This is a genomic window from Kribbella sp. CWNU-51 (assembly GCF_054073265.1).
The window spans coordinates 102870-128404 of record NZ_JBSXMZ010000015.1 but is presented as its reverse complement, the minus strand read 5'-3'; the positions used below and the strand labels follow the sequence as shown (position 1 = coordinate 128404).

Here is a 25535-nt window from a genome sequence, read left to right as displayed (position 1 = left end):
AGTTGTCATGGAGGAGCCGAGCGTCGTCGAGCGCACCGGCCTGGTGCTGCTGAGCCAGGGCGAGCTCGTGGTGCCCGCTCCGGACAGCGAGGCGGTGCTCGCGCGCATCCAGGACGACGGGCTGGTCCTCGAGTTCCCCGTCGAGGTCGAGATCCGGATCGTGCCGGCCTGCGATCCCGAGGACCACGTGTACGCGACGCTGAGCCAACTCACCGCGGCGCTGGAGGCGCTGACGTGACGACGGTGCGGGTACCGGTCAAGGTGCGGGTCGAGGTCACCGAGGACCGTGTCGACGACGAACTCGTCGCGCTGGTCACGGATGCCGTCGACGCCGCGCTGGGCCGGGCCGTCGATCGGGCGCTGGCCGTGCGACTCGTCAGTGAGGCGACGGATTGCCGGGTCGTTGCGAGCAGCGTCTCAGTCAGCGGCGATCCGGTGCCGGGCCGAGTGTCCAGTGCGCTCGAGGAGTCTCTACTGACGAGCGTCGACCTGGCGGCGGCTCGGCTGACCCGTCGTACAACCGGGTCCGAGGACGTGGAGGTCAGGTCCGGTCAGGGGGAGCGGCTCGACGACGATCGCCTCGTAGCGGGCGCGGCGGGCGACGCCTACCAGGTGCCGTACTACGACCACGACGGCAAGACGGCGGACGTGCGGTTGCACGGTATGCCGCCGGACCCCGGGACCGCGAGTACCGGCAAGCCGCATCCGCAGCGGCTGCGCAGACTGACCAATCCCCGGGAGATCGGGATTGAAATAGTTCGGCGCATCGGCGGTGTGCCGTCGGAGACGGTTGCCGTCATCGGCGCGCCGCCGGAAGGCGACGGAGCGTTCATCGCCTTCGTCGACTTCGCCGGCACTCAGGCGACTGTGCATGACGCGATGCCGCTGGGCGTGTGGGATTTCCCGGGCGGCAACAAGGAGGCCCGGCTCGCCAACGTCGACTTCGTCAGTGCGGACCGCTGGAGCTTCTACGGCCAGGCCGCGGGTGAGGCACAGGTGCAGGCTCTGCTCGTGCAGGCCATGATGATCGACCTGATGCGCGACGCCGTGGGCGTCGGCGAAGAGGACCTGAAACGCCAAGCGCTGAAGCGGATCAAACGTCTTCCGGCCCGTACCAGCGACACGCTGTACCTCTACCAGCTGACGGCCGGCGGCGCGCCGGTCTGGATCGGCGAGGCCGAGCCACGGATGCCGCGCGGACCGATGGACGTCGTCGTGGTCACCGAGGACGATCCGGAGGAACGCGAAGACACCTACGGCAAGTGCCCGCCGCTCGATGCCGAGGAACCGTCGATGTGGCTCGGCATGCTGGGCCTGCTGCACGAATCGCCGTCGACGCCTGAGACACCATTCCTCGGCGAGCCGGCCGTCGAGCTCTTCCCACCCGCGGTCTCCGCCCGGCTGAGCCGGAAGATGAGCGAGGTCGCGGGTGTGCTGCACATGAGCCCGGGGAAGTTCGTCGGCGGCTTCCTGATCGGCGCGATGGTCCGGATCGACCGCAACTGCCGGACGCTCACCCGCAACCGGGCGCCGATGGGTCCGCAGCTGCGGAACATGGCCGCGGCGTTCGGGCCGGTTCAGGAGCTCGAGCGCGCGTACATCAACACGATGCTCAGCCAGGACGATCGGAAAGCACTGCCGTGCCCGGTCGCCGGGCAGTCCAGGGAATGGGTCGAGCGCTTCGCCGATGTGCTCGGTTCGGCCCGCGACGATGCGGTGGCGTCGATGTTCGTCACCCAGTGCCAGGACGTGCTGCTGCAGGTGCTCTTCTCCAGCGGTCACGAACTGCACAACCGGGCCGAGAACTTCGCGTCGTACATGAAGCTGACCCGGATGCTGCTCACCGTCATGCTCGCGGACGTGCCCGAGCTGATGGGGCTGCGCGAGGCGCTGGCCGAGGAGCTCGGACGTGAGCGACTGCTGCTGATGACGTCGATGTCGGCCGGCGGGCAGCTCGCCGCGGGCTGGATCGAGATGACCGGGAAGGTGATGGACTCCGTCACCTCCAGACCCGAGTCCCGCTCGCCCGAGGCCGGGACGGTCGCACGGTTCAAGGACGGCCTGCGGGTGTACGACGGCAAGGGCCGGTGGTGGAGCCTGGCCGAACTGGACGCCGTCCTCACCACGCAGCGCCAGCAGGTGACGGCCGTCGACCCCGTGCTGGACAAGGTGTCCGAGGTCAAGGAGGTGGTGGAGAAGCTGAAGGCCGCACAGTTCTTCGACGCGCACGCCTCGACCGCCATGGGCCACGCCCTCACAACCGCGGTCGACGACTTCTTCCGTGAGCTGCTCGCCGACCTCATCAAGGAGAACGATCGCTGGAAGGGCAACGCGGTCAGCGATCGCAAGCTGGCGTTCGGCCTGGCGAACTTCCGCCGTGACGACGGGGAGAGCGAGATCGGTGCCCAGCTGACGGGCATCTACAAGCTCGCGGACGAGCGGCTGCGGCCGGCGTTCGCCGATCCTGCTCCGTACGTGGCCGGCATCCGGCGGCTGGCGGATGTGGAGATCGGCAAGGCCGAGCTGTCGGAGATTCTCAACCTGGTCGGGCTGACCGTGCTGGCCATCTTCTGCGCGCCGCTCGCGTTCGCGGTCGGGGTGATCCAGGCGGCCGAGGGACTGGAGACCGCGTTCGAGCATCGCAGTCTCCAGCGGGCGATGCTCGATGCGGACGAGATCCTGTCGAAGGCGCAGGTCGAGGCGGAGATGTGGGCCGCGGTGATCGGGTTGGCGCTCGCCGTCGTACCGGAGGTGCCGTCGGCGCTCCGGGGTGCCCGGACCCTCGGCCGCGCGGCGATGAAGGGTGAGGCGACGGAGCTGGCGATCGCCGCGACCCGGCAGGCGATGCGCGAGGTCGTGCAGAAACTCGCCGAGCTGAGCCTCGAACACTTCACGGTGCGGTTCGTCAAGGAACTGACGCAGGGCTACTTGATCAACCTGGCGCTGGAGAAGGCGATGAACCGGATCACCGAGGCGGTTGCCCATCAGGTGACTGTCACCGGCGAGGCCGGGGTCGGCGACCTGGGCGACGTACTCGGTCGGGCGATCGAGGGAGGTACGCCGTGAACTTCAGGATCCGTGGTCATCCGAGCGAGATCCACGTCCGCGTCGCGCTGCAGGGTCATCCCGTGGTCGAGAGTTTCGCCAAGCGGTTCAACGTGGAGAACGAGCACGCGCAGAAGGTCGTCACCGAGTCCGTGCTCGACGCGATGGACCTGCTCGGGGCGGCGTACGTCACCAAGATGACGCGGGTGGTCACCCGGATGGCCGAGCTGCGCGAGGCGATCCACTTCGTCTACGAGAAGGTGCTCAACGGTACGGCGGAACCCCTCGACGCGGCCGCGATGCGCCGAGCCTTTGACGAGCTCCACGCGCAGACCAAGGAACTCGCCGATCCGAAGACGTGGGCCGAGCGGGACGGCGGTGCGATCGAGCCGCTCCCGCCGTTGCCACGATCGGAACCACCACCCACCACTGTCGAGCCAGCCGTCCCGCTGGCACTGCCGGAGCCGGCGAAACCGGCCGGCCGGCGCCGAGCGGAACCGCAGTACCCGGGAGCGCGGCCCGGAGTCGGCGACCGGCCGAGCCGGGCACCCCGCGAGGGCGACGCGATCCGGGGTCGCCGCGGGAAGAAGTGGCGCGAGTCGGTGAAGCGGCCGGGCGACATCACGCTCGAGATGGACGTCGACGGTCTCTACTGGAAGTTCCCGGACCTCGAGGAAGGCGTCGTACTGCATTTCCCGGACTACGGCTATCGGGTCTGGAAGGAGCCGGGCACCGGGGCGATCGTCGAGGAGTTGCTGGCCGGGCCGAGTGTCACCAAGGCCCGGAGGTTCACTCGCGGGGAGGACGTGCTGTTCAGCGCCGCGGACGTGAGCGAGGCCTACCGCGCGGCCGGGACCGAGCGCGCCCACGGTGCCGGTTCGCCCGGGCTGGGCTTCGACGCGCCGTACGGCGTCGCCCACGCGGTCCGCCGGATCAACCAGTGGCTGGAGAACCGCGGCGTCGAGCAATGGGTCCGCAACTTGCGGGACAACGCGGAGCCCGGGGTCGAGTACCTGTGGACCACGCGGACGAAGAAGAAAGGACAGACGCTGGCGGATCGCGAGTACACGATCAGTGCGGTCGTCGAAGGACAGATCTTCGAGCTGTACGTCTTCGAGACGAGCGTCCCGACAGGGTCCGCGCCGAGCGACGCCAACGTCCAGTTCGAGCTGATCGGAGTGTCACCGGCCGCCGAGGTGTTCGGCGCGCCGCTGACCAGGGAGAGCCGCGCAGCGCTGGAGTCCGCGGCCGAGGCGGGCGAGACCGGAACCCAGCCACCGATCGAACGGGTCGAGCCGCCGGAGGTCATTGTCGACGCCCTCGGCCGGACCCGGAGCACCACGCCGGAACTCGCCCACCCGTCGGTGGCGCGGACCGGTCAGCGGCTCGAAACCCTGACGAAACTGCTCGACGGCAAGCTTTTGAAGCACGCATTCACCTCGAAGGACGTCCGGCTGGTCGAGGCGATCGATGCGTTGACCAACGCGATCCAGGACCTGCACCGCGACATCACCACGGGTCCTCCCGATCCGGCCCGGCTCGCTCGGATCGATGCGGCGATCAAGGCGTTCTCGGGTCGCGCTGCCCGGTGGACCGATCACGTGACCGCCGCCGATGTTCGCGCGCTGGTCCGTCAGCTGAAGGCGCTTCGAGGGGAGTGAGATGACCAGCAGCTTCGCGCCGTACCTGCACACCCCGAGTGCGGTGCTGTTCGACGGTGTCGTACCCGTGCCGCTGTGGGCGGTCACCCAGCTGTCGATCGACTCGACGTTCTCCGTGCCGCCGATCGGCGGGACGAGCCGGCGGGTGGCGTTGCCGGCCCACGACGACTCGATCGGGCTGAGCGCCGTACTCATCGGGCCGCTGCGGATGGAGTGGAAGACGGCGCTGGAGAACATCGCCGAGGCGAGCCGCTACGGCACCGTGATCTCTCCGAAGACGGGTGGCCTCGGCACCGGGCTGGTGCTGGTCTCGAGCGCCACGGTCCGCACCAACCTTGCGGTCCAATCGCTGTCGTTCAGCTTCACCGCCGCCCGCCGGGACACGATCGACCTGACCATGAGGTTGATCCATCTGCCACCGCCGGGCAGCCTGACCAGGCTGATCGACGTCACTGCTATCGGGGTCGGCGCACTCACCGACGTCCTGCCCTTCTGAGGCCGCCGGATGACACAGCTGCCTGCCTTCGTCTCCCGGCCGATGGTCGACGCGTACGCCGACGCCCTCGGAGCGGACGCGGTCGCGCCGACGCCCACGCCCGCGGGCACTGTCGTCGACTCACCGTTGACGGATGGCGTACCGGCCCGGCTCGCGCTGGACGCCTCTCGCACTCTGGTACTCGCGGTGCCGGTCGGGGTTGCCCGGGTCCTGCTGGACGCGGACCCGTTGACCGTGGTCTGGGACGACCGCACCGTCGGTACGTCGACCGACCGGACACCTGTCGACATGCCCCGGCCCCGGTTGACCCTGCTCGTGGACGAGCGCATCGCGGACAGCGCCGTACTCGTGGAGCATCGGGCGATCCGCTTCGCCGACAGCGGACAGGCCCAGGTCGAGGTAGTCGTGGACCGCCTGGTCCTGACCGCGGCCGCGTTGCGATCCGCCGGCCGTTCGAGCAGCCGGATCGTCCTGCGCTGGCGCGACCTGCTGGTCGCGGGCGACGTCGGCCCGGCTTCGACCGCCGGTGATCCGGCCCTCGATCTGGTCCGAAGGAGCGCGCCATGACCCTGACCGATCCGCTCGGCAGCCCGAGCCGCGACGTGACCCCGGGGACGCTGCCGACCTGGGCCGTGGTGTTCTCCGACGAGCGTGAAGGTGGGCCGCCGCGGCTGACGATCAGCGGGGACGTCTACGACGGCAGCGTCGCTGCAACGCTTCCCGCGGACCTGTCTGGTGGACGGTACGAGATCGTCGTCGAGGGACTCACGGACGAGGACTACCAGCGCATCCGGCTCCCCGCCGGGAAGCGCCTGCGGGCGGCGATCCACCTGTGGTGGAAGGACTCCGGCTCCGGCGTACTCGCGGACCTGACCCGGGCCGCGGGTCTGACCGATCTCCTCGGCGGCAGTCAGAGCCCACCCGACGGCAGCCTGGTCGCGGTGATCCGGGTCGATGCGGTACGGCGGCAGGCGGGGGAGCGCCGCTACGACACGATCATCAGCGGACGGGAGGTCGTGTTCGCCCGGCTCGGTGCGGCTGTCGTCCGCGGCGGACTGTGTTACGACAACCTCGATTCGGCCGCGCAGGGCATCGCCCGGGACGCCGGCGTGGCGATCGTGACGCACGGGTTGAAGAAGCTCACCCCGGCGGCGGATCAGAAGGACTTCGCCGATGTCCGCCCGGGTTCGGCACTCGATGCGATGCGGACGGTACGGTCGCAGGCTGCGGCGGCACTCGGTCTGCAGGGGCTGTCCACGGCGGTTGTGCGCGACGGCGTACTGCATGTCGGGTTGTGGACGGCAACGGATGCCGGCACGGCGCGGCTCGGGGTCGAGCGTGTCCTGGACGAGTCGGTCGGCCTGCTTGCGGTGACCCGCGGCGCCGATGCCGACGCACCGATACCTGAGGCCGGCGGGAAGCCGGCTGCCGAGCCGCGAGCGACTGTCACTGCCACCTGTCTCGGCCGTCCGGACGTCAAGCCCGGTGACACCGTGAAGATCCCGCTGCCGCCGGACGACTTCCCGTCCCTGGCACCGACCGGGCTGGGGCTGCCGCTGCTCAACGACCTCGCGGACCTGGTCGGTTCGCGGTCGAGCGAGGTCGCGGGCTCCAGGTGTCTCGTGACCGGGGTGACGCATCGACTCTCGATCCGGCAGGGCTTCGTCACCGTCGTCCGCGCGGCGGTCCTGCGGGACGACAAGGACGAAGGCTGGGATCCGGTGCCACCGGCCCGGCACGACGATGCGCCCGCCGACGCTGATTCGGTGCGCGGCAGTGTTCCGGCCGATGTGGCGTCCGGGACGGCCAAGGCGTTCCAAGGACTCGCGCGGACGGTGTCCCGCGGCAGCCGGGCGTTGCGTCTCCTGATCGGGCAGGTCCGGGCGCATCCGTCGGCGCAGGACAGCGGCTCGCCCGACCAGACGAGCAGCGACGTCTGGTACTCGCTGGCCCCCGACGACGGCAAGCCTTCGGCAGTGCGGCGTCTGCAGGTCACTCCGACCGGACATGGCGAACTGCGCCAGGTGCCGGTCGTCACCCCGTTCGCGTACGGCGGGTACGGCCTCATCCTTCCGCGCTACCCGGGTGAGCGGGTCCTGCTCGCGGACACCGGTGGCGGCCAGGACGTCGTCGACATCGGCAGCGTGTGGGACGACGGGGCGATGCCACCCGCGGCGCCGGGTGACTGGTGGCTGGTCCTGCCGGTGGCGGTCCCGACCGAGGATCTCGCCGCGGACGAGGAAGGCGCGCCGCCGAATGAAGGCTTCGGGAGTCACGACCTCATCGATGCCGACGGCCGCCGGATCGTCGAGGTCAGCGGCCTGACGTTGCGGGTGGCCGGCACGTTGCACAAGTCCACCGAGCGACCGGATCCGGGGGCGGAGGGCGTCGTACTGCTGGAGAACACGAAGGACGGCAAGACGGCGCGGATCGAACTGCACAACGACGGCACGATCGCGATCACCGGCACCGGGATCACCCTGGACGCCGGGAGCGGCGACATCACGATGAAGGCCGCGAACGTCAAGGTGTCCGTCTCCGGCACGATGGACGTGAGCTGATGGCGCGCCCTGCGGTCGTCATCGAGGACGGCGAAGTCACGTGCGCCCACGAAGGCACGCGGAGCCTGACCGCTGGTCCGGTGAAACTCACCGTCGGTGGGTCGCCGGTGATCCCGTTGGCTGTGGTCGCGGGCGCCGGCCAGTACTCGGGGTGCAAGTTCAAGGATCCCAACGGGAACAGTCATCCGTGCCTCAGCACGGCCGTGACCAGTACCGGCGCGGCCAAGCTCACCGTCGGCCGCGAACCGGTGCTGCTCGACAGCGACAAGGTCACGACCGCGAACGATCTGGCCACGATCTTCTCGGCCACCATCGACCCCGGACAGTCCAAGCTGACCGCCTCGTGAGGACGCCATGAGCCCGATCACTCCCAGCACTCCCGGTCCGTCGTCCGATGAGACGATCCGGCGCCGCCGGCTGCTCGGTGCCGGTGTCCGGGCCGGCCTTGTCGATCCTTCGGACCTGGCCCGCGATGTGGCCTTGCGTCGTACGCCGGGTGGCGTCGACCTCGACATCGTCGAGGGGGTCGACGCGCTCACGCAGGACCTGGCCGTCGGCCTGGCCACCTTGCGCGGCAGCGACCCCTTCAACGGTCGCTTCGGCTTCCTCGGACTCGGACCGCTGGCGGAGCAGACGTCTCCGGCGATCGCCCGGGAGGCCCTGCGCAGCGCGGTCGCGCAGCTGGTGGCCGCCGATCCGCGCGTACGGCGGATCACCGAGCTGACCGTCGTCACACCGACGGGCGGCTCGCGGGCGCTGGCGGTCACGGTGTCCTTCGAGGCGATCAGCGACGCCGGTGGATCTCTCACCGTGGCTGGACTCGGCCCGGTACCGGACGCCGGACAGCAGGCCAGACAGGAGGACGGACAGTGAGCGACGACACGAGCCTGGACCTCACCGAGATCCTGGCGGTGGACGACGAGGTGACCCGGTCGACCGGCAGCGACGGGTTCGGCGTCACCGCGGCCGGGTTCCTGCCCAAGCCGTTCACCCGGCTGCTGGCGGAGAAGATCGCGCTGGCTCGCCGGCTGATCGACGAGGACCTCGACCTGTCCAGCGGCAGCGTGCTGCGCAAACTGCTGGAGGTCAGCGCACTCGAGGACGCGCGGACGTGGTCCGCTCTCGGCGCGCTCTACGACGACTGCTTCGTCAGCACCGCACGCGGCCAGGCGCTGGGCGATCTCGGTGCCGAGCTGGGCCTCGACCGGCCTTTCCTGGTGGCGTCCGGCCAGATCACGCTCACCTTGGCCGGCGCGCTGCCGAACGGCATCGAGCAACTGGTGCTCCCGCGCGGCAGCCGGATGAGTACGCCAGGCGGCCACCGGGTGGCCCTCGCCGCGACGACGACACTGTCCGGTCGTACGACGTCGTTGCCCGCGGCCGTGGTCAGCTTCGACCCGGGTCCGATCGGGAACCTGGACCCTTCCGTTACCGATGCCGATGGCAACCATCCGCAGCGGATCGACCGCTGGGAAGTTGCCGATGGCAAACTTGCCGACCTGCTCGCAGCCGACGCGGCGGCCGGACTGCCCGCCGGTGCGTCGGCGGCCGGTCAGGGGCTGGTCCGGATCGCGCACACCGCCGCACTGACCGGCGGTGAACAGCATTGGGACGACGAGCGGTACCGGGCCTTGCTGCTGGCGGCGCCACGGTCGATCTGGTCCGCGGAGGCCATCGCCACGACGGTCTCGCTCCTGCCGGGCGTCCGCCAGGTCAGTGTCCGCGACGGCTGGGGCGGCATCGACCTGTCTCAGTCCGTGTTCGGCGACTTCACCTTCCTGGAGCGGATGTTCGCGATCGACCGTGACCTGGCGTCGCCGTACTTCGTCAGCGTCCTCGTCGCGCCGACGGAGGCAGCCGTATGGGACGGGCCGAACGGGCTGCAAGCATCCGTCGAAGCCGCCATCCGCGACGTCCGCCCGGTCGGTGTCTTCCCTGACGTGGTCGAGGCCGACCAGGTGTTCGTCGGTGTCCAGGCCGAGATCGTGACGACGGGACTGGCGTTGCCGGCCGGGAGTACGGCGAGCACGAACTCGAGCCCGTCGGCACTGGCGCTCAAGGGCCGGCTCGCGGAGCGCCTGCATCGCGTCGTCGACCGCCTCCGGCTGGCCGAACCGGTCCGGTCGGCTGCGATCACGGCGGCCCTGATGTCCGAGCCCGGCATCACCGATGTCGTCAGCCTCCGGCTCGTCCGGTTCCCACCGCTGGTCGATGCGGCGGGCAGTACGACGGATGGCAGTGACGGCCCGCAGGTCCTTGACGCCGATCAGAACCTCACGCTCGGCGCCGGCCAGATCGCCGTACTGGTCGACGCCCCGGACCTGCTGTCGGTGCGGTGAGGTGACCATGACAGTCCCGCAGACCACGGCAGACCTGCTCGACCAGGTCGCCGAGCCCGGCGCCGGATCACTCGCGGCCGTCGCCCGCGAGCTCATCGGCCCGCTGGCGGGTGCGACGACACCGGAGACCTTGCCCTGGGACGCTGTCGCGAACGCGCGGGTGACCGTGCCGGCCGGCAGTCGGTACGCCGTACTGAACGTGACGCTGCTGGTCGACACCGAGCGGGACCGGTGCGTCGTCGTACCGCGGGTTCTTCAGCCGGGGCCGGCTGCGGATCAGCCGGCGGTGACGTTCGAGGTGTGGAGTCAGGCGGGAAGCAGCGTGCCTGCGTATGTCCCGTCGGTGGATGAGTCCGGGGTAGCGCCGCAGCTTCAGTTGTCGGTGTCCGCGACCTTGATCGCCGCGGACGGAACGACGACTCAGCTGCCGCCTGCCAAGGTCCGGAATCTGGTGCGGATCGATCTCGTCCAAGGTCTGACCGGCCGCGTGCTCGCGGCAGTCCTCGCGGAGAAGCAGCGGCTGCGGCGATGCGCTCGCGAGGTCACAGCGATGCGTGAGCTGGCCGATGCGCGCGGGAACGCCCTCGATCGCATCGGGTCCGATCTCGGGTGCCCGCGCTTCGCCGACGAGTTGGTGTGGGACGCCGTACGACGGTCTCCTGCGACCCAACCGCTGTCGCCACCGGGCCGCCTCGAGGACGACGCGGAGTACCGGGGGCGGCTCGCGCTGTTGCGGGGCTGGCGACTGCCCACGCCGTCCTGGGGTGAGAGCGTCCTGAACAGCGCCCCCGGACCTGGCTTGCCCGCTCCGGTCGAGATCGACGAGACCCGCAACGCGGTCCACGTCGCCTTCCGGCTGGTTGCGCCGGACTCCCCGGGCAGCAGGGCCACATTGCTGCAGGCTGTTCGGCAGGTGCACCTGGTCTGGCCCGCCGGCAGCGCAGACGGGGACGCGGCACATCAGGCACGTCTGCTGCCGCAGCGCGTTCAGGATCGGGTGGCGAGGACCCGCGCGGCTCTGGCGCGCTGGGCGTTGCCGGATCACCAACCGCTCGCGCCGGGCCTGGCCGGCGCGCTGGAGTTGCTCGAGACCCGGTGCCGGCAACTGGGTGCGCAACCGTGGACAGCTGTCGTCGCCGGACAGCACGACGACGGCGGCTCGCGGTTCGAGCTCGGTCTCGGCGCGCAGCTGTCGGCACCCGATGCGGCCGTCCTCGATGCCGCGGTTGCCGCCGCGCAGGCTCTGGGCGACCCGGGCCTCGTGCCGCGGCCGCGGTCGGACGATCCGGCCGGCGCGTGGCTGCTCGACGCCTGCGGCTTGCGCACCGCCGAACTGTTGCCGGACGCAACCGTGTTCGTCAGCACGCTGCCGATGGGCCCACTCGTCGTCGACCTGACGCCCGGCCCGGACGCGCCCTTGCCACTGACCGCCACGGCGAGCCTCGTCACGTCGACGAACACCGGGTACGACGCTCCGCTGGCCGCTGTGGTCGCGGCGATGGAAGCCCACCAGCTCACGCCTGTCGACGTGTCGGGTCTGTTGCCGGGAGCACAAGCGGGGTCGGTGCTTCCGGACCTCACCCAGCGGCTGGCGCAGCTCGGCGTGCCGGTTGCCGAGCAGCTCGACGGATTCCGGCGGCAGCTGGGTGCGGTGTCCACGCGGTTGTTCGCGGCGTTCGATCTGGGGCCGGACGGGACCGCGGCGATCACCGCTCACCCCGAACAGGTCGCTGCCGTTCTGACGGCGGCAGCGGCGGCGGGGGCCAGCAGTGTGGTCGCGTTCATCGATGCCAACGGCAACGTCGTACTCGTCTTCGGCGTGACCGGGCTGCCGCTGGCGGGGAGCAATCTGGCCGCGCGTCAGACCGTGCTCTATCGCTGGGAGTCGCGCGGGCTGGCGGGCAAGGCCGTCCGGCTCGACCCGCGGCGTGGATCGGTCACGCAGATCTACGCGGCCGGTGTGGGCATCAGCGTGGTGAGCTGTCTGGCCCATGTCCGCGGACTCGGCAACGACCCGTACGAGTGGAGTCCCGCGCTGCCCGAGGGGGCGCTGTTGACGCTGCGCCAGTACGAGCACCTGATGAACCTGGTCGAGCTGGTGACGCCCGTCGGCGTACGGGCGAACACGTGGGACCTACGCCAGCACCACGTCGACGTGGACGGCTTCGGGACGCCGTTCCCGCTGACCGCCGCCGCAGCCCGGACCTATCGCCACTACCGCACCGTTCGTTGATCAGCCGCCGCGCAGGAGGGGACCATGTCCACCAACGACAGCAACGCCGAGGGGCCGCTCGTCTTCGGCGTACCGGGAAGCACGATCGCGGCCGCGCTGCGGGAGGCCGGCCTCGGCGAGGACGCGGTGATCGCGGTCCTCGGCCGGGCGATCTCCCGCTCCGCTGCGGGAGCCGAGCGTGAGGCCGGGTTCACCTTCCAGGTGCAGATCGCCGAGACCGCGCCGGAGTGTGTGCTGACCTATCAACGGTTGTTCGTGCATCCGGACTTCATCGACGGCGTCACCGTGGTGCAGGGCGGTCAGACGCCGGACGAGATCGGGTTCAACGCCCGCTTCCACGCGCTCGAGGGGGAGCTGGACAGCATCTCCCGCGACCTGCAGACGTCGAGCAACTGCGTCGCCGAGTTGCGGCGGGAGGTCTTCCAGCTGACCCAGGAACTGGAGGCGAAGATCACCGAGATCGACAGCCGGCTGGACGCGAAGGGCAAGGACAAGGAGGCCAAGGAGGGGAAGGAGTCGAAGGAGGGCAAGGAAGGCAAGGAGACGAAGGAGAAGGAGCAGAGCAAGGAGGGCAAGGACAAGGAGGGTAAGGACCACAAGGAACACAAGGACAAGGACCACATCGACAAGGTCTCCACCCTGGAGAAGCTGGTCGCCATCGAGAAGCAACTCGACACCCCCTTCGCGCCGAACCTGACGCCCGGCGCACCGGCGGGCCGGGAGCGCACCTTCATCACCCTCGACGACCGCCCCGACGTGGGCGCCACCGCCCTGGACGACGAACCACCACCCCCGGCGAAGAAGGAGGCCACAAAGAAAGCAGCAAAGAAGGCCGCGAAGAAGGCGGCCGCTAAGAAGGCTGCGGCGGTGGAGACGGCGGCGGGGGAGGAGGTCGCGAAGAAGGCGCCTGCTAAGAAGGCAGCGGTTCAGAAGGCACCCGCGAAGAAGGCGGCGGCTAAGAAGGCTGCGGCCAAGACTGCGCCCGCGAAGAAAGCGGCGAAGAAGGTGGCTCCGCCGCCTGGTACTGCGGAGAGCTGACATGCGGTTGGTACTTGCGCACGACCACGACATCACCGCCCGCGAGCTGGCCGCCCGCTGGGGGAGCGACGCCGTACTTCTCACACCTGCAGAGCTCGGCTCCGAGCGCCTGCTTCTCCACCTCGACGAACACGGGCTTTCGCAAGCCGAAGTGACCTCCCGACCGGAGGTGACGTCAGTGCTCACCCGGCTCGGCGGCATCAGCGCTGCGGACCTGCCGCAGGTCAACGCACAGGACGCGGTGTATGCGGCAGCTGAGCTGGACGCGTTCCTGCGCGCATGGCTCGGCGCATGGCCCGGACCAGTCATCAACCGGCCGAGCACCACCTGCCTCAACGGACCCGGCTGGCGGCCAGAGCAGTGGGTCGTGGCAGCCACAGCGGTGGGCCTCCGGGCCCGTCCGATCCGCCGCGCAGCGCTGACCGACATGCCTGACAACGACCCGAACGACGGCCCGACCGCGGAGGCAACTCGGGTGACCGTTGTCGGCGGCAACTGGTTCGGCCCGGTGAGCGTGGAGATCGGGTACAAGTTGTGCAGGCTGGCTGACACAGTCGGATGCTCGACCCTCGAGGCCGACGTCATCGACGACGTGATCACACAGGTCAGTGCCTGGCCGGATCTCACGCCCTCGCACGTCGCCGATGCCTTGGCACGAGTCCTGGACGGCACACCGTGACAGCACTCCTCTGGGGACTGCCGGGCGACTCGACGCTTGCCGCCGTACACGCCGAGCTCATCCGGCTCGACGTACCGCTCCTGTTCGTCGACCAACGGCTCGTGCTGGACACGACAGTCGAGCTCAACGTCGGAAAGACCGTCGAGGGAACAGTTCGAATGGGTGACACGGCGGCCGACCTCGCCACCATCGGCGCCGCGTACCTGCGACCACATGACGGCACTCGCGTGGCCGCCGTACGCGACCAGGCGCCTGGCTCGCCGGCCTGGCGGCACACCCAGGAAGTCGGCGACGTGCTGTCCGCGTGGGCCGAGCTCACCCCGGCGTACGTCGTCAACCGCCCGTCCGCCTCGGCGAGCAACGGCTCGAAGCCCGCCCAGCTCCGCGACATCGCTGCCGTCGGTTTCGCCGTCCCCGAGACTCTTGTGACGAACGACCCAGCCGCCGTCGCGGAGTTCTCGGCCGCTCACGACCAGGTGATCTACAAGTCCACGAGCGGGATCCGCAGCCGGGTCCGATGCCTGGCCGATGACGTTCCGCTTGAGGACGTCCGGTCCTGTCCGACGCAGTTCCAGCGAAAGGTGCCGGGGACCGACGTACGCGTTCATGTGGTCGGGGCGGAGATCTTCGCCACGCGCATCCGCAGCGACGCCGACGACTATCGCTACGCCACCCGTCAGGGCCTGCCGCGCCCACGGCTGTCCACGACCGACGTACCCGATGACGTCGCGGACCGCTGCCGTCTGCTGACCTCCGGGCTCGGCCTCGCCGTCGCGGGCATCGATCTGCGGGTCACGCCGGAGGGGGAGTGGTTCTGCTTCGAGGTCAACCCGTCGCCGGCGTTCCTGTACTACGAGTACGGGACCGGCCAGCCGATCGCGACCGCTGTTGCCGGTTTGCTGGCCGCTGCTGTTACATGCGCGCAGGTGACCCGATGAGCACGGCGTCGCGAACCCGCCGGGTTCCAGTCGGCCCCGCCGAGGTCTACCTGCACCGAGTCCTCACCAAAGCCGAGTCGGCGTCCGCGGTCCAGCAACTGCTGAGCCCCTCGCCGTCGTTCCGAGACAAGTGCTGGCACTCCGGCTCAGACCTGGCCACGATCGGCGCACCGCTCTATCGCAACCGGACCAGCCTGCAGTCGTACGCCGAACAGGCCCGGGCCACCAACGCTCTGCTGTACAACGCCTACCGATGGCTCTACGACCGAGTGGCCGACTTCTTCGAGGACCGCTACGGCCTCCCGGTGGACTTCGTGGACGAGCTCGCCGTCCCGGGTTTCCACCTGATGTCCTACGACCGGGCCGGCCGGTTCGAGGGCGGCGGCTGGCACGTCGACCAGCTCGCGCAGCAAGTGCCGTACTTCGCCGACCGAACCGCCGCGATCGACGGGATCCTCAACTTCACCCTCCCGCTTGCCGTTCCCAGCGGCGGCACCGGCATGGACATCGTTCCCGAACCGGCCGAGGCGGGTGGTCCGCGACAGCAAGTGCACGTGGCCTACCGGGCCGGCGTCGTACTCTTCAACGACTGCGAGCTGCTCCACCGGATCGGCGCCTCGGTCTGCCGCGAGGCGGGCGAGTTCCGGCTGACGATGCAGGGCCACGGCGTCCGCTACCGCGGCCGCCTCCTGCTGTTCTGGTGAACGACTGAGCCGGACAGTTGCCAATGGCAACCGTCCGGCAGGGGTCGGTGTGGTCAGGCGGCGGTGGTCTTGAAGCCCTTGACCGTCATGTAGATGCCGATCGAGAGCTCCCAGGTCGCGACGAGCACCGTCCCGACCGCCGACACTGCGGAGATCTGGCTGTTGTGTCCCAAGACGGTCAGGATGTTGACGGTGAGCAGCAGCGGTGCGCCGACGAGACCCATGGCGGGGATGAACCGCGGGACCAGACGGAACCGGTACAGCAGGCTGCCGAGGAGCAGGGCGCTGAAGGCCGGCATGAAGCCAGGACCGAAGAGGAAGGTCCAGTCGCGGACCGCGACCAGTGCCTGACCGATGGTGGTGAGCGTGGCGGGGTTGGTGCCGGCGGTGCCGGCGACATCCTGGCGCAGCGTGACGACGGCGAGGAGACAGACTACGCCGATCATGATGACGGCGGCCTCCAGCATGCGGGAGGTGACGAAGCCGAGGGCCAGGGACTCCTTGCGTCGCTTCAGCACGGGGAACAGGGCGACCGCACTGCCGATGCCGGCGAGGGCGTTGATGAAATCGAGGAAGCAGCCCCAGAGAACGCGGGTGTCCTGTCCGGCGCCGGTGATGTAGGCGGTGTCGTTCAGCACCGGCTGGATGAGAATCAGGGCCGGGATCGAGGCGGCGAAGGTCACCAGGTAGAAGATCCCGGCGGCCCGGACGTGGTTCCTGGTCGGATCTGCGGAGCCGATGGTGGTGGTTGTGGTCGGTACGGTGATCGTCATGTCAGTCTCCTGAGTGCTGGGTCTGCCGGTCGACCGAGAGCAACGGCAGACCGAGATCGCGAAGTCGCTGGAGCAGGCCGTGCAGGGCTGCCTGGTCGGCCACGAGGCCGTGGATGACGGTGGTGCCGTCGGTGTGGTCGGTGAGGGTCATCCCCTCGAACCAGGTGGCCCACCGTGGGTCGAGTCGCCCCTGGAGGCGGATTTCGTACCAAGCTGAGTCGTGGTCCATAGCCGCAAGTTAGGAGCGGGCCTGGTGACCACGCATCACATCATGTGGTGATCTTCAACGGGTGAGCAGTCCGAGCTGGTGGGCTCGCCGGACCGCCGCACGCCGGTTGTTCACGTCGAGCTTGGTGTAGATGTGCTTGGTGTGGGTGCGCACGGTGTTCAGCGACACCACGAGTTCGCGGGCGATCGACGGCCCGTCGAGTTCGCTCGCGAGCAAGCGAAGTACGTCGATCTCGCGATCGCTGAGCGGGTCGACGAGGTCCTGCTCGACAGCCGGCTTGCTGACCCGGGCAGGCCGGCGCGCCGCCTCGAGAACCTTGCGTAGGTAGCCCCAGCCGGGTCGGCGCCGATGCAGTGTCGCGAGCAAGGCCACCAGCGGTTGCCCCTCGGCGATGAAGACCCGAACGTACCCCTCGGGCTCGGCAAGGGTCAGTGCTCGTTCCAAGGCGGCCGGATCGCGAGTGGCGAGGGCCTGCAGGATCAGCACCTCGATCAGGGTGCCAATTCGGCCGCCTGCCTCAGTGGCCGCTCGCAACCGTTCGAGGAGCTGTACGGCGTCCCCGTGCCGGGCCAGCAGAATCCTGGCCAACGTCACATGCTCGTACTCGCGGAGATACGAGAGCTCATCGTCGACCGACAGCTCCTGCGCCCAATCCTCAGCCGCGGACAGCTCTCCGCGGGCGATCAGCAGTCGCGCCCGGACCGCGGCGATCGGACGGACATCCGGTGAGAAGTCGCCGACGTACACCCGCAGGGCCGCATCCAGCAGGTCCAGTGCACTGTCGAGGTCGCCTTCGGCCTCGCGGATCCGGGCCATCGCGACCCGCCATCGGTACGGGTTCTGCGGGAGCTCGGCCTTCGCACCCAGGTCTTCGCTGCGGCGCAGGTAGTCGCCGGCCGCGTCGAGGTCGTTCCGCTCCCAGGCCAGCCGGCTCAACCCGACGTACATGTCGGCCGTTCCACGCAGGTCCGGGCTCTCGTGACCGGCGAGCTCGAGGGCTCGCTCGAACCTCGTCTGCGCCTGCCGGAGCCGGCCTCGGGTGATCTCGAGGTCGGCCAGGGTGATCGAGCAGCCGAGGACGTCGGAGATGTGCCCGATCCGTTCGAGACCCTGGGAGGCGGTGCTGTAGCCGCGATGCGCGGCCTCGAGATCCCCGCCGGCCCAGGAGGCGAGGCCGGACAGCGCCGAGGCGGCCGAGGTGGTGAGGTGGTCACCGTCGACGGCGCGCTCGAGCGCGAGCCCGGCGTGCTCGATCGTGCCGGCCGGGTCGCCGGCGACGAGGGCGAGCGCGGCCCGGTACGTCTCGATGGCGCCGGGAAGACGCTCGACCTCGCCGCGATCCACGACCACCAGGGCATCGGCAGGTCCGGTCAGCTGTCGCTCGACGTCCTCGAGCCGATCCTCGATACCGTCGAAGTCGTTGCTCGCCATCAACGCGCCGACGAATCCGATCGCCAGGACCGGCCGTCTCCGGACGAGGTCGTCGGGTATGTCGTCCAGCCAACGCCGGATGGTCGCCTCCTGCCGCTCCCGCCGCAACCCCGGGACAGCGAGTTCGATCAGGTCGGCGGCCCGGTCGACGTCCCCGGCGGCCACGGCGTGCCGAACGGCCGCGACCGTCTCGCCGGCGTCGGCGTACCACCGGCTGGCCCGTCGATGCAGCTCAGCGACGTCGCCGCGTTCCGCGAGCAGATGCGCCCGGAGGACATCGGCGAAGAGGTGGTGGTAGCGATACCACCGCCGATGGTCGTCCAGGGGTACGACGAACAGGTTCTGGCGCTCGAGTGATTCGAGCATCGCCTTGCCCCCGGGCTGTCCGGTCACGGCGTCGCAGAGTGGTCCGGTCAGCCGGTCGACCACGGAGGTCTCGAGCAAGAACCGGCGGACGTTCTCCGGCTGGCGGTCGAGGACCTCCTCGACGAGGTAGTCGACGACGTACCGATCGTCGCCCGCGAAGCCGTCGATGAACCCGGCCGCGTCACCGCGGCCCTGCAACGACAGAGCTGCCAGGCCGAGCGCGGCGATCCAGCCTTCGGTGCGTTCTTCGAGCGTCGCGATGGCCGTCGCGTCGAGACCTAACCCGGCCACACCGTTGAGATAAGAGCTCACCTCGTCGAATGTGAAGCGCAGATCGGCGGCGCGGATCTCGACGAGCTCGCCCCGAGCGCGCAGGCGCGCCAGCGGGAGTGCGGGGTCGGCCCTCGTGCTGATCAGCAGGTGCAGTTGGGGCGGGAGATGGTCGAGCAGGTACGTCATCCCTCGACTGATCTCCACGCTGTCCGCGAGGTGATAGTCGTCGAGGACGAGGTCCACATCGTCCGGGAGCACGCTGAGCTCGTTGAGGACGCCGGCGAGGATCGTCTCGATCGGCGTCGGACTCGACTGCAGCACCACAAGCGCTCCCTCGGCAACGCCCGGTGCCGCGCGCTCCAACGCGGTCAAGACGTACGTCCAGAACGTGCGGGGATCTTGGTCGCTCTCCTCCAGCGCGACCCACGCCGCACGCTCGGCCGCCCACGACGAGACCAGCGTCGTCTTGCCGAACCCGGCCGGGGCTGACACGAGCGTGAGCCCGACGCCGTCCTTCCGCCGCAGGCGGTCGTCGAGACGTGGCCGTGCCACCAGACCCCGGCGAGTTCGCGGGCGGTAGAGCTTGGTCTCGACGAGCGGGCCGGCCATCACACCCCATCCCGTTCGACGTCGTTGAGACGAGGGTAAGCCCGGCGATTGCGGGGCTGACCGAAACTCGGATGCTTTTGTCGGTGGTCGCCGTTACGGTCGGTTGGGTGCTGACTCTGCTGCGGTACGCCTTGCGGGTGGCACCTGGGAGCACCGCTCTGACGATGGGTCTCGCTGTCCTCGGCTCTGTCCTGGGCATGGGGGTCACGCTGCTCACCGGTCAGGTGGTCGGGGCTGTTCCAGGTGTGATCGACGACGCCCCGGGAGCGATGTCGATGACAGAGTTCAGCTGGCTGCTCGGGGCGCTGCTGACGGTCTTCGTCCTGGACAGCCTGACGCCCGCGATCCACCGGGTGGCCTCGCTGATCATGGACGCCGCGCTCGTCCGGGAGATCGGCACCGGCATCACCGAGCCGCTGCTCCGTCCGCGCCGGGTCACGCATCTCGAGGACTCGGAGGTGCTGGACGTTCAGGATCGGGCCAAGGGCAAGGGCGGTTTCCATCTCGCACAGGGCCTGGCGAATCTGCCCTGGCTGATGGCCAGCCGCGTGACGCTGGTCGGTTCCGCGGTCATCGTCGGCGTGATGTTCTCCTGGTGGGTCGCCGGCATGCTCGTCGCGGTCACCGCCTTGCTGGAGTGGTACGGCGGCCGCCTGATCGAGCGAGAGATCGACGTGTGGTGGGGCAACACCGAGGAGCAGCGGCGGGCGAACTACCTGTTCGACCTCGGCATGCGCGATGCGCCCAAGGAGCTCCGCGTCTTCGGACTGCATGATTGGCTGGTCCAACGTTACGTCCGGGAGTGGACCGCGGGCTTCCGCGCGGTCTGGGACCGGCGCGGCAAGAACGTGAAGTGGTCGGTCCTGACCGGCGGTCTGCACCTGGCCGCGAACGGGATCGCGATCCTCCTGGTCGGCCGGGCCGCACTCGACGGCGACCTGCCCCTGACCCAGGTCGCGACAACCGTGCCGGCGATCCTCGCGATCGGGGTGTCCAGCAACGGGTACGGCGTCGTCCAGGTGCGGCGCGGGTTGTCGGCGTACCGGGCGATGAAGGATCTGCCCGGTACGATCGCCGACCGCCACCCGGAGCCGGCCGCGGTCAGCAGCCATCGTGTGGAGACCATGCCTGCGCGGGAGATCCGTTTCGAGAACGTCAGCTTCCGTTATCCCGGCTCGGACGTGGACGTGCTGCGCGACCTCGACCTCACCATCCACGCGCACGAGGCGCTCGCGCTCGTCGGCGTCAACGGCGCCGGCAAGTCCACGCTGGTGAAGCTGCTCGGTGGCGCGTACCGGCCGACCACGGGCCGGATCATGGTGGACGGCGTGGACCTCGCGGAGCTCGACCTGACCGCCTGGCAGCGGCGCATCGCCGCGATCGTGCAGGACTTCCTGCGGTTCCCGTTGTCGGTGACGGACAACGTCGTGTTCGGCGCGATCGAGCGGGCCGGTGACGACATCACCCTTGCCAAGGTCGCCCGCGAGTCGGGCATCGACGAGGTCGTGCGCGGACTGCCGACCGGCTGGGACACGGTGCTCGACAAGACCTTCAACGGCGGTGTCGACCTGTCCGGCGGCGAGTGGCAACGGATCGCGCTGGCCCGAGCCCTGTTCGCCGTACATGCCGGGGCCGGGGTGCTCGTGCTGGACGAGCCGGCGGCGGCGCTCGACGTCCGCGCCGAGGCCGAACTGGTCGAGCGGTATCTCGAGCTCACCTCCGGAGTGGCGTCCTTGATCATCTCGCACCGGTTCTCGGTGGTCCGCAACGCGCACCGGATCTGCGTGCTGGCCGACGGACGGATCATCGAGGACGGCACGCACGAGCAACTGCTCGAGCACGGTGGGACGTACGCCGCCATGTTCCGCCTGCAGGCCGAGCGCTACGTGACGGCGCCGGAAGACCCGGAGAGCGAGGCCGTCGATGCGTAGCCTGCGGATCCTCTGGCTGTGGCTCGCCACGTCCTTCCGGGCCGCGCCGGGGCTGATGGCGATGTCGACCGTGCTCGTCGCGGCGCGGGCGATCACGGCGCCCTTGCAGACGTACGGCGTCAGCCGGCTCGTCGACGGGATCGCGGCGCACCAGTCGAGCACGATCGCCCTGGGCATCGGCATCATCGTCGGCGGTCTCGCGGTCTCGTTCGTGGCCGACGTCGTGGGCTGGCCGTTGCAGGACACCGCGCAGGAACGGATGGCTGGCCGCGTCCACGCCGACCTGCTGGACGTGACGACTGGTGTTCCAGGTTTGTCGCATCATGAGCGACCGGACGTCGCCGACCGGCTGGAGCTGGTCCGCGAGCGTGCGTGGCGGATGGGCGTCGGTGCCGAGGTGCTGTTGTGGGTGTTCGCGACGGTGACCAACACGGCGACCGTGCTCACGCTGCTCGGCTCGGTGAATCCGTTGCTGCTGATTCTGCCGTTGCTCGGTGCGACGCGGATCTGGTCGGCGTACCTGAGCAGCACGCGGCAGCAGAAGGCCTGGGAGGACTCGCTGCCGCAGGAGCGCCTGGTCGACCGGCTGATCGAGGTGGCGAAGGACCCGCGGACAGGGCTGGAGCTGCGCGTGTTCGGGCTCGGGAGGGTCCTGCTGGACAAGATCTTCGCGCTGCAGACGGAGCGGTTCCAGCGCCGGGTCGCGGCGGCGCGCTGGGGTGGGAAGGTCGACGGGGTCGTGCGCCTGGCCTTCGGTCTCGCGTACGCCGCGGCCGTTGTGTGGATCATTGCCCGGGCGAGGGACGGGCTGCAGACCGCGGGCGACGTCGTCCTCGTGCTGTTGCTGGCGCCGCAGGTGGATCAGATGACCGGCGGCATCGCGCAGAACGTGTACTGGGTCGGCGAGGTGGTCCGGAGCTTCAGCCGATACGACTGGTTGCGCGAGTACGCGAAGGAGAACGCGTGGCAGCAGAGCATCGCGCCGGCGCCGGCGCGGCTGAGGTCGGGCATCGAGTTGCGGAACGTCGGATTCTCCTATCCTGGCTCGGATTCCGCCGTACTGAGCGCGATCGATCTCAGCGTGCCCGCGGGATCGGCCGTCGCGCTGGTGGGGGAGAACGGCGCCGGCAAGACGACACTGGTCAAGCTGCTCGCGCGGATGTACGACCCGACCACCGGACGCATCCTGGTCGACGGCGTCGACCTGGCGACGATCTCGCCGGACGCGTGGCGGTCACAGCTGTCGGCGGGCTTCCAGGACTTCGTGAAGTTCGAACTGACGGCGGGTCTGGTCGTCGGGATCGGCGACGTCGAGCGGGCGGACGATGAGGCCGCGGTCCGCGCTGCGATCGCACGAGGTGACGCGGAGTCGGTGATCGCCGGACTGCCGCGCGGGCTGGATACGCAACTGGGCAAGAAGTTCACCGACGGCGTCGAGCTGTCCGGCGGCCAGTGGCAGCGGCTCGCTCTCGCCCGGGCCTTCATGCGCGAACGCCCTCTTCTGCTGCTCCTCGACGAGCCGACCGCGGCGCTGGACCCCGAGGCCGAGCACCGGCTCTACGAGCAGTACGCCGCGGCCACCCGGATCGCAGCCACCGAGACGGGAGGTATCACCGTGCTGGTCTCCCATCGCTTCTCGACCGTCCGGATGGCCGATCTGATCGTTGTCATGCACAACGGTCGCATCGAGGAGGTCGGCACCCACGAAGACCTCCTCACCAACGGCGGCCGGTACGCCGAACTCTTCGAACTCCAGGCCCGTGCCTACCGCTGAGAACTCAGCCCGTTCTCAGGTCGCTGAGAGCCCGCTGAGAGCGACGGAGGAGCCGGACGTGTGCCGTTTGTAGAACGTTCAACTCGGCGACGCTGTGCGCTTCGTGATCCGATGCCTAAATTCCTTGAGGTTGGGAAGAAAGGTAACCATGGACTCACGTATCGCAGTCCGCGCTCGCGGGATCACTAAGTGTTTCGGTGAGGTGGTCGCCCTCGACGGCATCGATCTGGATGTGGCGCAGGGACAGCTCCACGGATTGGTCGGGCCGAACGGTGCGGGCAAGACGACGTTGCTCGGTCTCCTGCTGGGGCTGGCCGTCGCCGACAGCGGCAGCTTGGAGATCCTTGGTACGCCGGTCGGCCGGGCGCTCGCGGTCCCCGAGGGCGTCGCGGGTTTCGTCGACGGTCCTGGTCTTTACCCGTCGCTGACGGCGAAGCAGAATCTCGCCGCCCTGGCCGCTCTTCGCGGCGATGACGCACCGACGATGGGCATTGACGACGCGCTCGACCAGGTCGGGCTGACCGACGTCGCCGACGACAGGGTTCGTGGCTTCTCCCTCGGCATGCGTCAGCGCCTCGGCCTCGCCGCCGCACTCCTCACCAAGCCGCGCTTGCTCGTGCTCGACGAGCCGTCCAACGGCCTCGACCCCGCCGGCAAGAAGCACGTGTACGGCGTCCTGACCCGGCTCGCCGCCGACGGGACCGCCGTGGTGCTCTCGAGTCACCGCATGGACGACGTCGAGGCATTGTGCTCGGACGTCACGATCCTGGCCACCGGACGAGTCGTCTTCTCCGGCCCGATGACGAAGCTGGCCACCGAGAGCCGGGAGCTCGACTACCGGCTCGTCACCTCCGACGCCGACGCCGCCCACCGGCTGGCCGGTGAGACGGCCGGGATCCGGGTCGTCGACGACAGCGGCGTACGGCAAGGCGCCGAAATGCTGGTGGTGTCGGCTTCGGTGCCGGCCTTGGACGAGCTGGTCAAAGGGCTCGTGCACTCGGGGGTCGCGGTGCGCGAGCTCGCACCGGTCGTGTCGCCACTCGAAGCAGCGTTCCTCGATCTCACCGAACAGCAGGAGTCGGACCGATGACCGCCACCGTCGCCGAAGCCACCAAGAAGACTGCGGCTCCCGTCGCCCGCAGCGTCTCGGTCCCGCGCGCCTACCGCTTCGAGTTGGTCAAACTGCTCTCGCAGTGGCGCGTGCGCCTGTTGATCGTCGCGTGCTGGCTCGCGCCGGCGCTCTTCGTCGCGGTGATCAGCCAGCAGGCCTCGCTCCCGGTCGACACCCTGTTCGGCCGCTGGATGCATGCGACCGGGTGGGCGGGACCGCTGGTGATCCTCGGCTTCTCGGGATCCTGGGCGCTCCCGCTGCTGACCTCGCTGATCGCCGGTGACGTGTTCGCCTCCGAGGACCGGCTCGGCACCTGGCGCCATCTCCTGGTCGCGGTGCGGTCGCCGCGACGGATATTCGTGTCGAAGGCACTGTCCAGCCTCACAGCGATCGTAGTGCTCGTGATCGGGCTGGTGTGTTCGAGCACGATCAGTGGGCTCGTTGTCGTCGGCAACCGATCCCTGAACGGCCTCGACGGCCACCTGCTGTCGCCGGGCGACGCGGCCGGAAGAGTCCTGCTCGCCTGGGTCTGCGCGCTCGCCCCGACGCTGGCTCTCGCCGCGATCGGCCTGCTCGGGTCCGTCGCGATGGGCCGGTCGCCGATGGGTCTGCTGCTGCCGGCCGTGGTCGCTCTGGCGATGCAGATCGTTCAGCAGCTCCCGGTCCCCGTCGCGATCCGCTACGCACTGCCCGGCTACGCCTTCATCAGCTGGAACGGCCTGTTCACCAGCCCGGCACAACGCGGACCACTGCTGATCGGCATCGCGGTCAGTCTGGTGTGGGTCGTCGTCGCGACCGCCCTGGCCTACTTCCTGTTCGTACGGCGTGACTTCACCAACCCGGTCCACGACGGGTCCGGCCGGCTGGCGATCACCGCCGGTCTGCTGCCGCTCGTCGTACTGTTCGGCCTCACCGCCGGGGTGCTGGCCCCGGTGGCCGGGGTCGGCTCCGGGATCGACCAGGACAAGGTGCAGCGGTCGGTCGCCACGTCGTTCGCGCACCTCTATCGCCTGCAGACCAAGCAGCTCAACCGGCCCGACGTCACCGAGGCACAGCTCCAGACCTCGGCCGCCTGCACCAAGGGCGGCGACCAGGTCGCCGCCGTCGGTGCCGGCAACGACTGGCGTTGCGTCGTGAGCTGGCACATCCCTGGTGTCGAAGCGGCCGGTTCGGCCATCTACCAACTCGACATCAACCCACTCGGACGGTACGTCGCCGACGGGGACGGACCGAAAGAAGTCAACGGCTTCTTCCTGGTCCGGACCCCGGCAGGCGACGAACCGAATCCGCTCTGGCAGTTCGACGGCAACATCGAACTGCTTCCGTCCACCCCGAAGGGATAAC

21 protein-coding genes are annotated in these 25535 nt (G+C 69.5%); 18 read left to right on the top strand and 3 right to left on the bottom strand.

Going from position 1 to position 25535, the window contains the following annotated elements; genetic code table 11:
- Positions 1–7 precede the first annotated feature (7 nt).
- The 14 genes from ACXC9Q_RS19890 to ACXC9Q_RS19825 are packed head-to-tail and all read left to right on the top strand — an operon-like array spanning position 8 to position 15694.
- Entirely contained in the window at positions 8–238 is a 231-nt protein-coding gene (locus ACXC9Q_RS19890) for a hypothetical protein (RefSeq protein WP_457058088.1), read from the top strand.
- Entirely contained in the window at positions 235–3066 is a 2832-nt protein-coding gene (locus tag ACXC9Q_RS19885) for a hypothetical protein (RefSeq protein WP_457058087.1), read from the top strand. Before ACXC9Q_RS19890 ends, ACXC9Q_RS19885 begins: the two co-directional genes overlap by 4 nt.
- The gene (locus tag ACXC9Q_RS19880) at positions 3063–4706 is read left to right on the top strand and encodes a hypothetical protein (protein ID WP_457058086.1); all 1644 of its coding nucleotides are present in this window, start codon (positions 3063–3065) and stop codon (positions 4704–4706) included. Before ACXC9Q_RS19885 ends, ACXC9Q_RS19880 begins: the two co-directional genes overlap by 4 nt.
- A gap of 1 nt (position 4707) precedes the next feature.
- On the top strand, positions 4708–5202 hold the full coding sequence (locus tag ACXC9Q_RS19875) for a hypothetical protein (protein ID WP_457058085.1): 495 nt from the start codon (positions 4708–4710) through the stop codon (positions 5200–5202).
- Between the two features lie 9 nt (positions 5203–5211).
- Positions 5212–5769 carry a hypothetical protein gene (locus ACXC9Q_RS19870; RefSeq protein WP_457058084.1) on the top strand — a complete coding sequence of 186 codons (558 nt, stop codon included), beginning with the start codon at positions 5212–5214 and terminating at the stop codon, positions 5767–5769.
- Complete coding sequence (locus ACXC9Q_RS19865; RefSeq protein ID WP_457058083.1) at positions 5766–7763, top strand: hypothetical protein; 1998 nt, start codon at positions 5766–5768, stop codon at positions 7761–7763. Before ACXC9Q_RS19870 ends, ACXC9Q_RS19865 begins: the two co-directional genes overlap by 4 nt.
- On the top strand, positions 7763–8110 hold the full coding sequence (locus ACXC9Q_RS19860) for a hypothetical protein (protein WP_457058082.1): 348 nt from the start codon (positions 7763–7765) through the stop codon (positions 8108–8110). Before ACXC9Q_RS19865 ends, ACXC9Q_RS19860 begins: the two co-directional genes overlap by 1 nt.
- A 7-nt stretch (positions 8111–8117) precedes the next feature.
- A complete protein-coding gene (locus ACXC9Q_RS19855; protein WP_457058081.1) occupies positions 8118–8636 on the top strand; it encodes a hypothetical protein in 519 nt (172 codons plus the stop codon).
- Positions 8633–10102 (top strand): hypothetical protein, encoded by a 1470-nt coding sequence (locus ACXC9Q_RS19850; protein ID WP_457058080.1) that lies wholly within the window; start codon positions 8633–8635, stop codon positions 10100–10102. The genes ACXC9Q_RS19855 and ACXC9Q_RS19850 overlap by 4 nt, the downstream gene beginning before the upstream one ends.
- A 7-nt stretch (positions 10103–10109) precedes the next feature.
- Entirely contained in the window at positions 10110–12335 is a 2226-nt protein-coding gene (locus tag ACXC9Q_RS19845) for a hypothetical protein (protein ID WP_457058079.1), read from the top strand.
- A 24-nt stretch (positions 12336–12359) separates the two neighbouring features.
- Positions 12360–13373, top strand: coding sequence for a hypothetical protein (locus ACXC9Q_RS19840; RefSeq protein ID WP_457058078.1), 1014 nt, complete (start codon positions 12360–12362; stop codon positions 13371–13373).
- A 1-nt stretch (position 13374) separates the two neighbouring features.
- Positions 13375–14052, top strand: coding sequence for a hypothetical protein (locus tag ACXC9Q_RS19835; RefSeq protein ID WP_457058077.1), 678 nt, complete (start codon positions 13375–13377; stop codon positions 14050–14052).
- The gene (locus ACXC9Q_RS19830; RefSeq protein WP_457058075.1) at positions 14049–14990 is read left to right on the top strand and encodes an ATP-grasp domain-containing protein; all 942 of its coding nucleotides are present in this window, start codon (positions 14049–14051) and stop codon (positions 14988–14990) included. Before ACXC9Q_RS19835 ends, ACXC9Q_RS19830 begins: the two co-directional genes overlap by 4 nt.
- Positions 14987–15694, top strand: coding sequence for a hypothetical protein (locus tag ACXC9Q_RS19825; protein WP_457058074.1), 708 nt, complete (start codon positions 14987–14989; stop codon positions 15692–15694). The genes ACXC9Q_RS19830 and ACXC9Q_RS19825 overlap by 4 nt, the downstream gene beginning before the upstream one ends.
- Before the next feature lie 53 nt (positions 15695–15747).
- Here ACXC9Q_RS19825 and ACXC9Q_RS19820 read toward each other — a convergent pair whose 3' ends face one another.
- Genes ACXC9Q_RS19820 through ACXC9Q_RS19810 form a run of 3 tightly spaced genes read right to left on the bottom strand, consistent with a single transcriptional unit; the run spans position 15748 to position 19375 of the window.
- The gene (locus tag ACXC9Q_RS19820; protein ID WP_457058072.1) at positions 15748–16467 is read right to left on the bottom strand and encodes a DUF4386 domain-containing protein; all 720 of its coding nucleotides are present in this window, start codon (positions 16465–16467) and stop codon (positions 15748–15750) included.
- Between the two features lies 1 nt (position 16468).
- Positions 16469–16696 (bottom strand): hypothetical protein, encoded by a 228-nt coding sequence (locus ACXC9Q_RS19815; RefSeq protein ID WP_329476468.1) that lies wholly within the window; start codon positions 16694–16696, stop codon positions 16469–16471.
- Between the two features lie 54 nt (positions 16697–16750).
- Positions 16751–19375 carry a LuxR C-terminal-related transcriptional regulator gene (locus tag ACXC9Q_RS19810; RefSeq protein WP_457058071.1) on the bottom strand — a complete coding sequence of 875 codons (2625 nt, stop codon included), beginning with the start codon at positions 19373–19375 and terminating at the stop codon, positions 16751–16753.
- Between the two features lie 107 nt (positions 19376–19482).
- Between ACXC9Q_RS19810 and ACXC9Q_RS19805 the strand changes: the two genes are divergently transcribed.
- The 4 genes from ACXC9Q_RS19805 (at position 19483) to ACXC9Q_RS19790 (ending at position 25534) form a co-directional block, all read left to right on the top strand.
- Positions 19483–21306, top strand: a complete 1824-nt coding sequence (locus ACXC9Q_RS19805; RefSeq protein ID WP_457058070.1) for an ABC transporter ATP-binding protein — start codon at positions 19483–19485, stop codon at positions 21304–21306.
- Positions 21299–23080 carry an ABC transporter ATP-binding protein gene (locus tag ACXC9Q_RS19800; protein ID WP_457058069.1) on the top strand — a complete coding sequence of 594 codons (1782 nt, stop codon included), beginning with the start codon at positions 21299–21301 and terminating at the stop codon, positions 23078–23080. Before ACXC9Q_RS19805 ends, ACXC9Q_RS19800 begins: the two co-directional genes overlap by 8 nt.
- Positions 23081–23228: 148 nt before the next feature.
- Complete coding sequence (locus ACXC9Q_RS19795) at positions 23229–24170, top strand: ABC transporter ATP-binding protein (RefSeq protein WP_457058068.1); 942 nt, start codon at positions 23229–23231, stop codon at positions 24168–24170.
- Entirely contained in the window at positions 24167–25534 is a 1368-nt protein-coding gene (locus tag ACXC9Q_RS19790) for an ABC transporter permease (protein WP_457058067.1), read from the top strand. Before ACXC9Q_RS19795 ends, ACXC9Q_RS19790 begins: the two co-directional genes overlap by 4 nt.
- The last annotated feature ends 1 nt before the right edge of the window (position 25535 follow it).

What these genes read in the sequence shown, in the direction of transcription:
- ACXC9Q_RS19890 (WP_457058088.1), top strand. Translation starts at nt 8, where the DNA reads ATGGAGGAGCCGAGCGTCGTCGAGCGCACCGGCCTGGTGCTGCTGAGC.
- ACXC9Q_RS19875 (WP_457058085.1), top strand. Translation starts at nt 4,708, where the DNA reads ATGACCAGCAGCTTCGCGCCGTACCTGCACACCCCGAGTGCGGTGCTG.
- ACXC9Q_RS19870 (WP_457058084.1), top strand. Translation starts at nt 5,212, where the DNA reads ATGACACAGCTGCCTGCCTTCGTCTCCCGGCCGATGGTCGACGCGTAC.
- ACXC9Q_RS19865 (WP_457058083.1), top strand. Translation starts at nt 5,766, where the DNA reads ATGACCCTGACCGATCCGCTCGGCAGCCCGAGCCGCGACGTGACCCCG.
- ACXC9Q_RS19860 (WP_457058082.1), top strand. Translation starts at nt 7,763, where the DNA reads ATGGCGCGCCCTGCGGTCGTCATCGAGGACGGCGAAGTCACGTGCGCC.
- ACXC9Q_RS19855 (WP_457058081.1), top strand. Translation starts at nt 8,118, where the DNA reads ATGAGCCCGATCACTCCCAGCACTCCCGGTCCGTCGTCCGATGAGACG.
- ACXC9Q_RS19845 (WP_457058079.1), top strand. Translation starts at nt 10,110, where the DNA reads ATGACAGTCCCGCAGACCACGGCAGACCTGCTCGACCAGGTCGCCGAG.
- ACXC9Q_RS19840 (WP_457058078.1), top strand. Translation starts at nt 12,360, where the DNA reads ATGTCCACCAACGACAGCAACGCCGAGGGGCCGCTCGTCTTCGGCGTA.
- ACXC9Q_RS19835 (WP_457058077.1), top strand. Translation starts at nt 13,375, where the DNA reads ATGCGGTTGGTACTTGCGCACGACCACGACATCACCGCCCGCGAGCTG.
- ACXC9Q_RS19825 (WP_457058074.1), top strand. Translation starts at nt 14,987, where the DNA reads ATGAGCACGGCGTCGCGAACCCGCCGGGTTCCAGTCGGCCCCGCCGAG.
- ACXC9Q_RS19820 (WP_457058072.1), bottom strand. Translation starts at nt 16,467, where the DNA reads ATGACGATCACCGTACCGACCACAACCACCACCATCGGCTCCGCAGAT.
- ACXC9Q_RS19815 (WP_329476468.1), bottom strand. Translation starts at nt 16,696, where the DNA reads ATGGACCACGACTCAGCTTGGTACGAAATCCGCCTCCAGGGGCGACTC.
- ACXC9Q_RS19810 (WP_457058071.1), bottom strand. Translation starts at nt 19,375, where the DNA reads ATGGCCGGCCCGCTCGTCGAGACCAAGCTCTACCGCCCGCGAACTCGC.
- ACXC9Q_RS19800 (WP_457058069.1), top strand. Translation starts at nt 21,299, where the DNA reads ATGCGTAGCCTGCGGATCCTCTGGCTGTGGCTCGCCACGTCCTTCCGG.
- ACXC9Q_RS19795 (WP_457058068.1), top strand. Translation starts at nt 23,229, where the DNA reads ATGGACTCACGTATCGCAGTCCGCGCTCGCGGGATCACTAAGTGTTTC.
- ACXC9Q_RS19790 (WP_457058067.1), top strand. Translation starts at nt 24,167, where the DNA reads ATGACCGCCACCGTCGCCGAAGCCACCAAGAAGACTGCGGCTCCCGTC.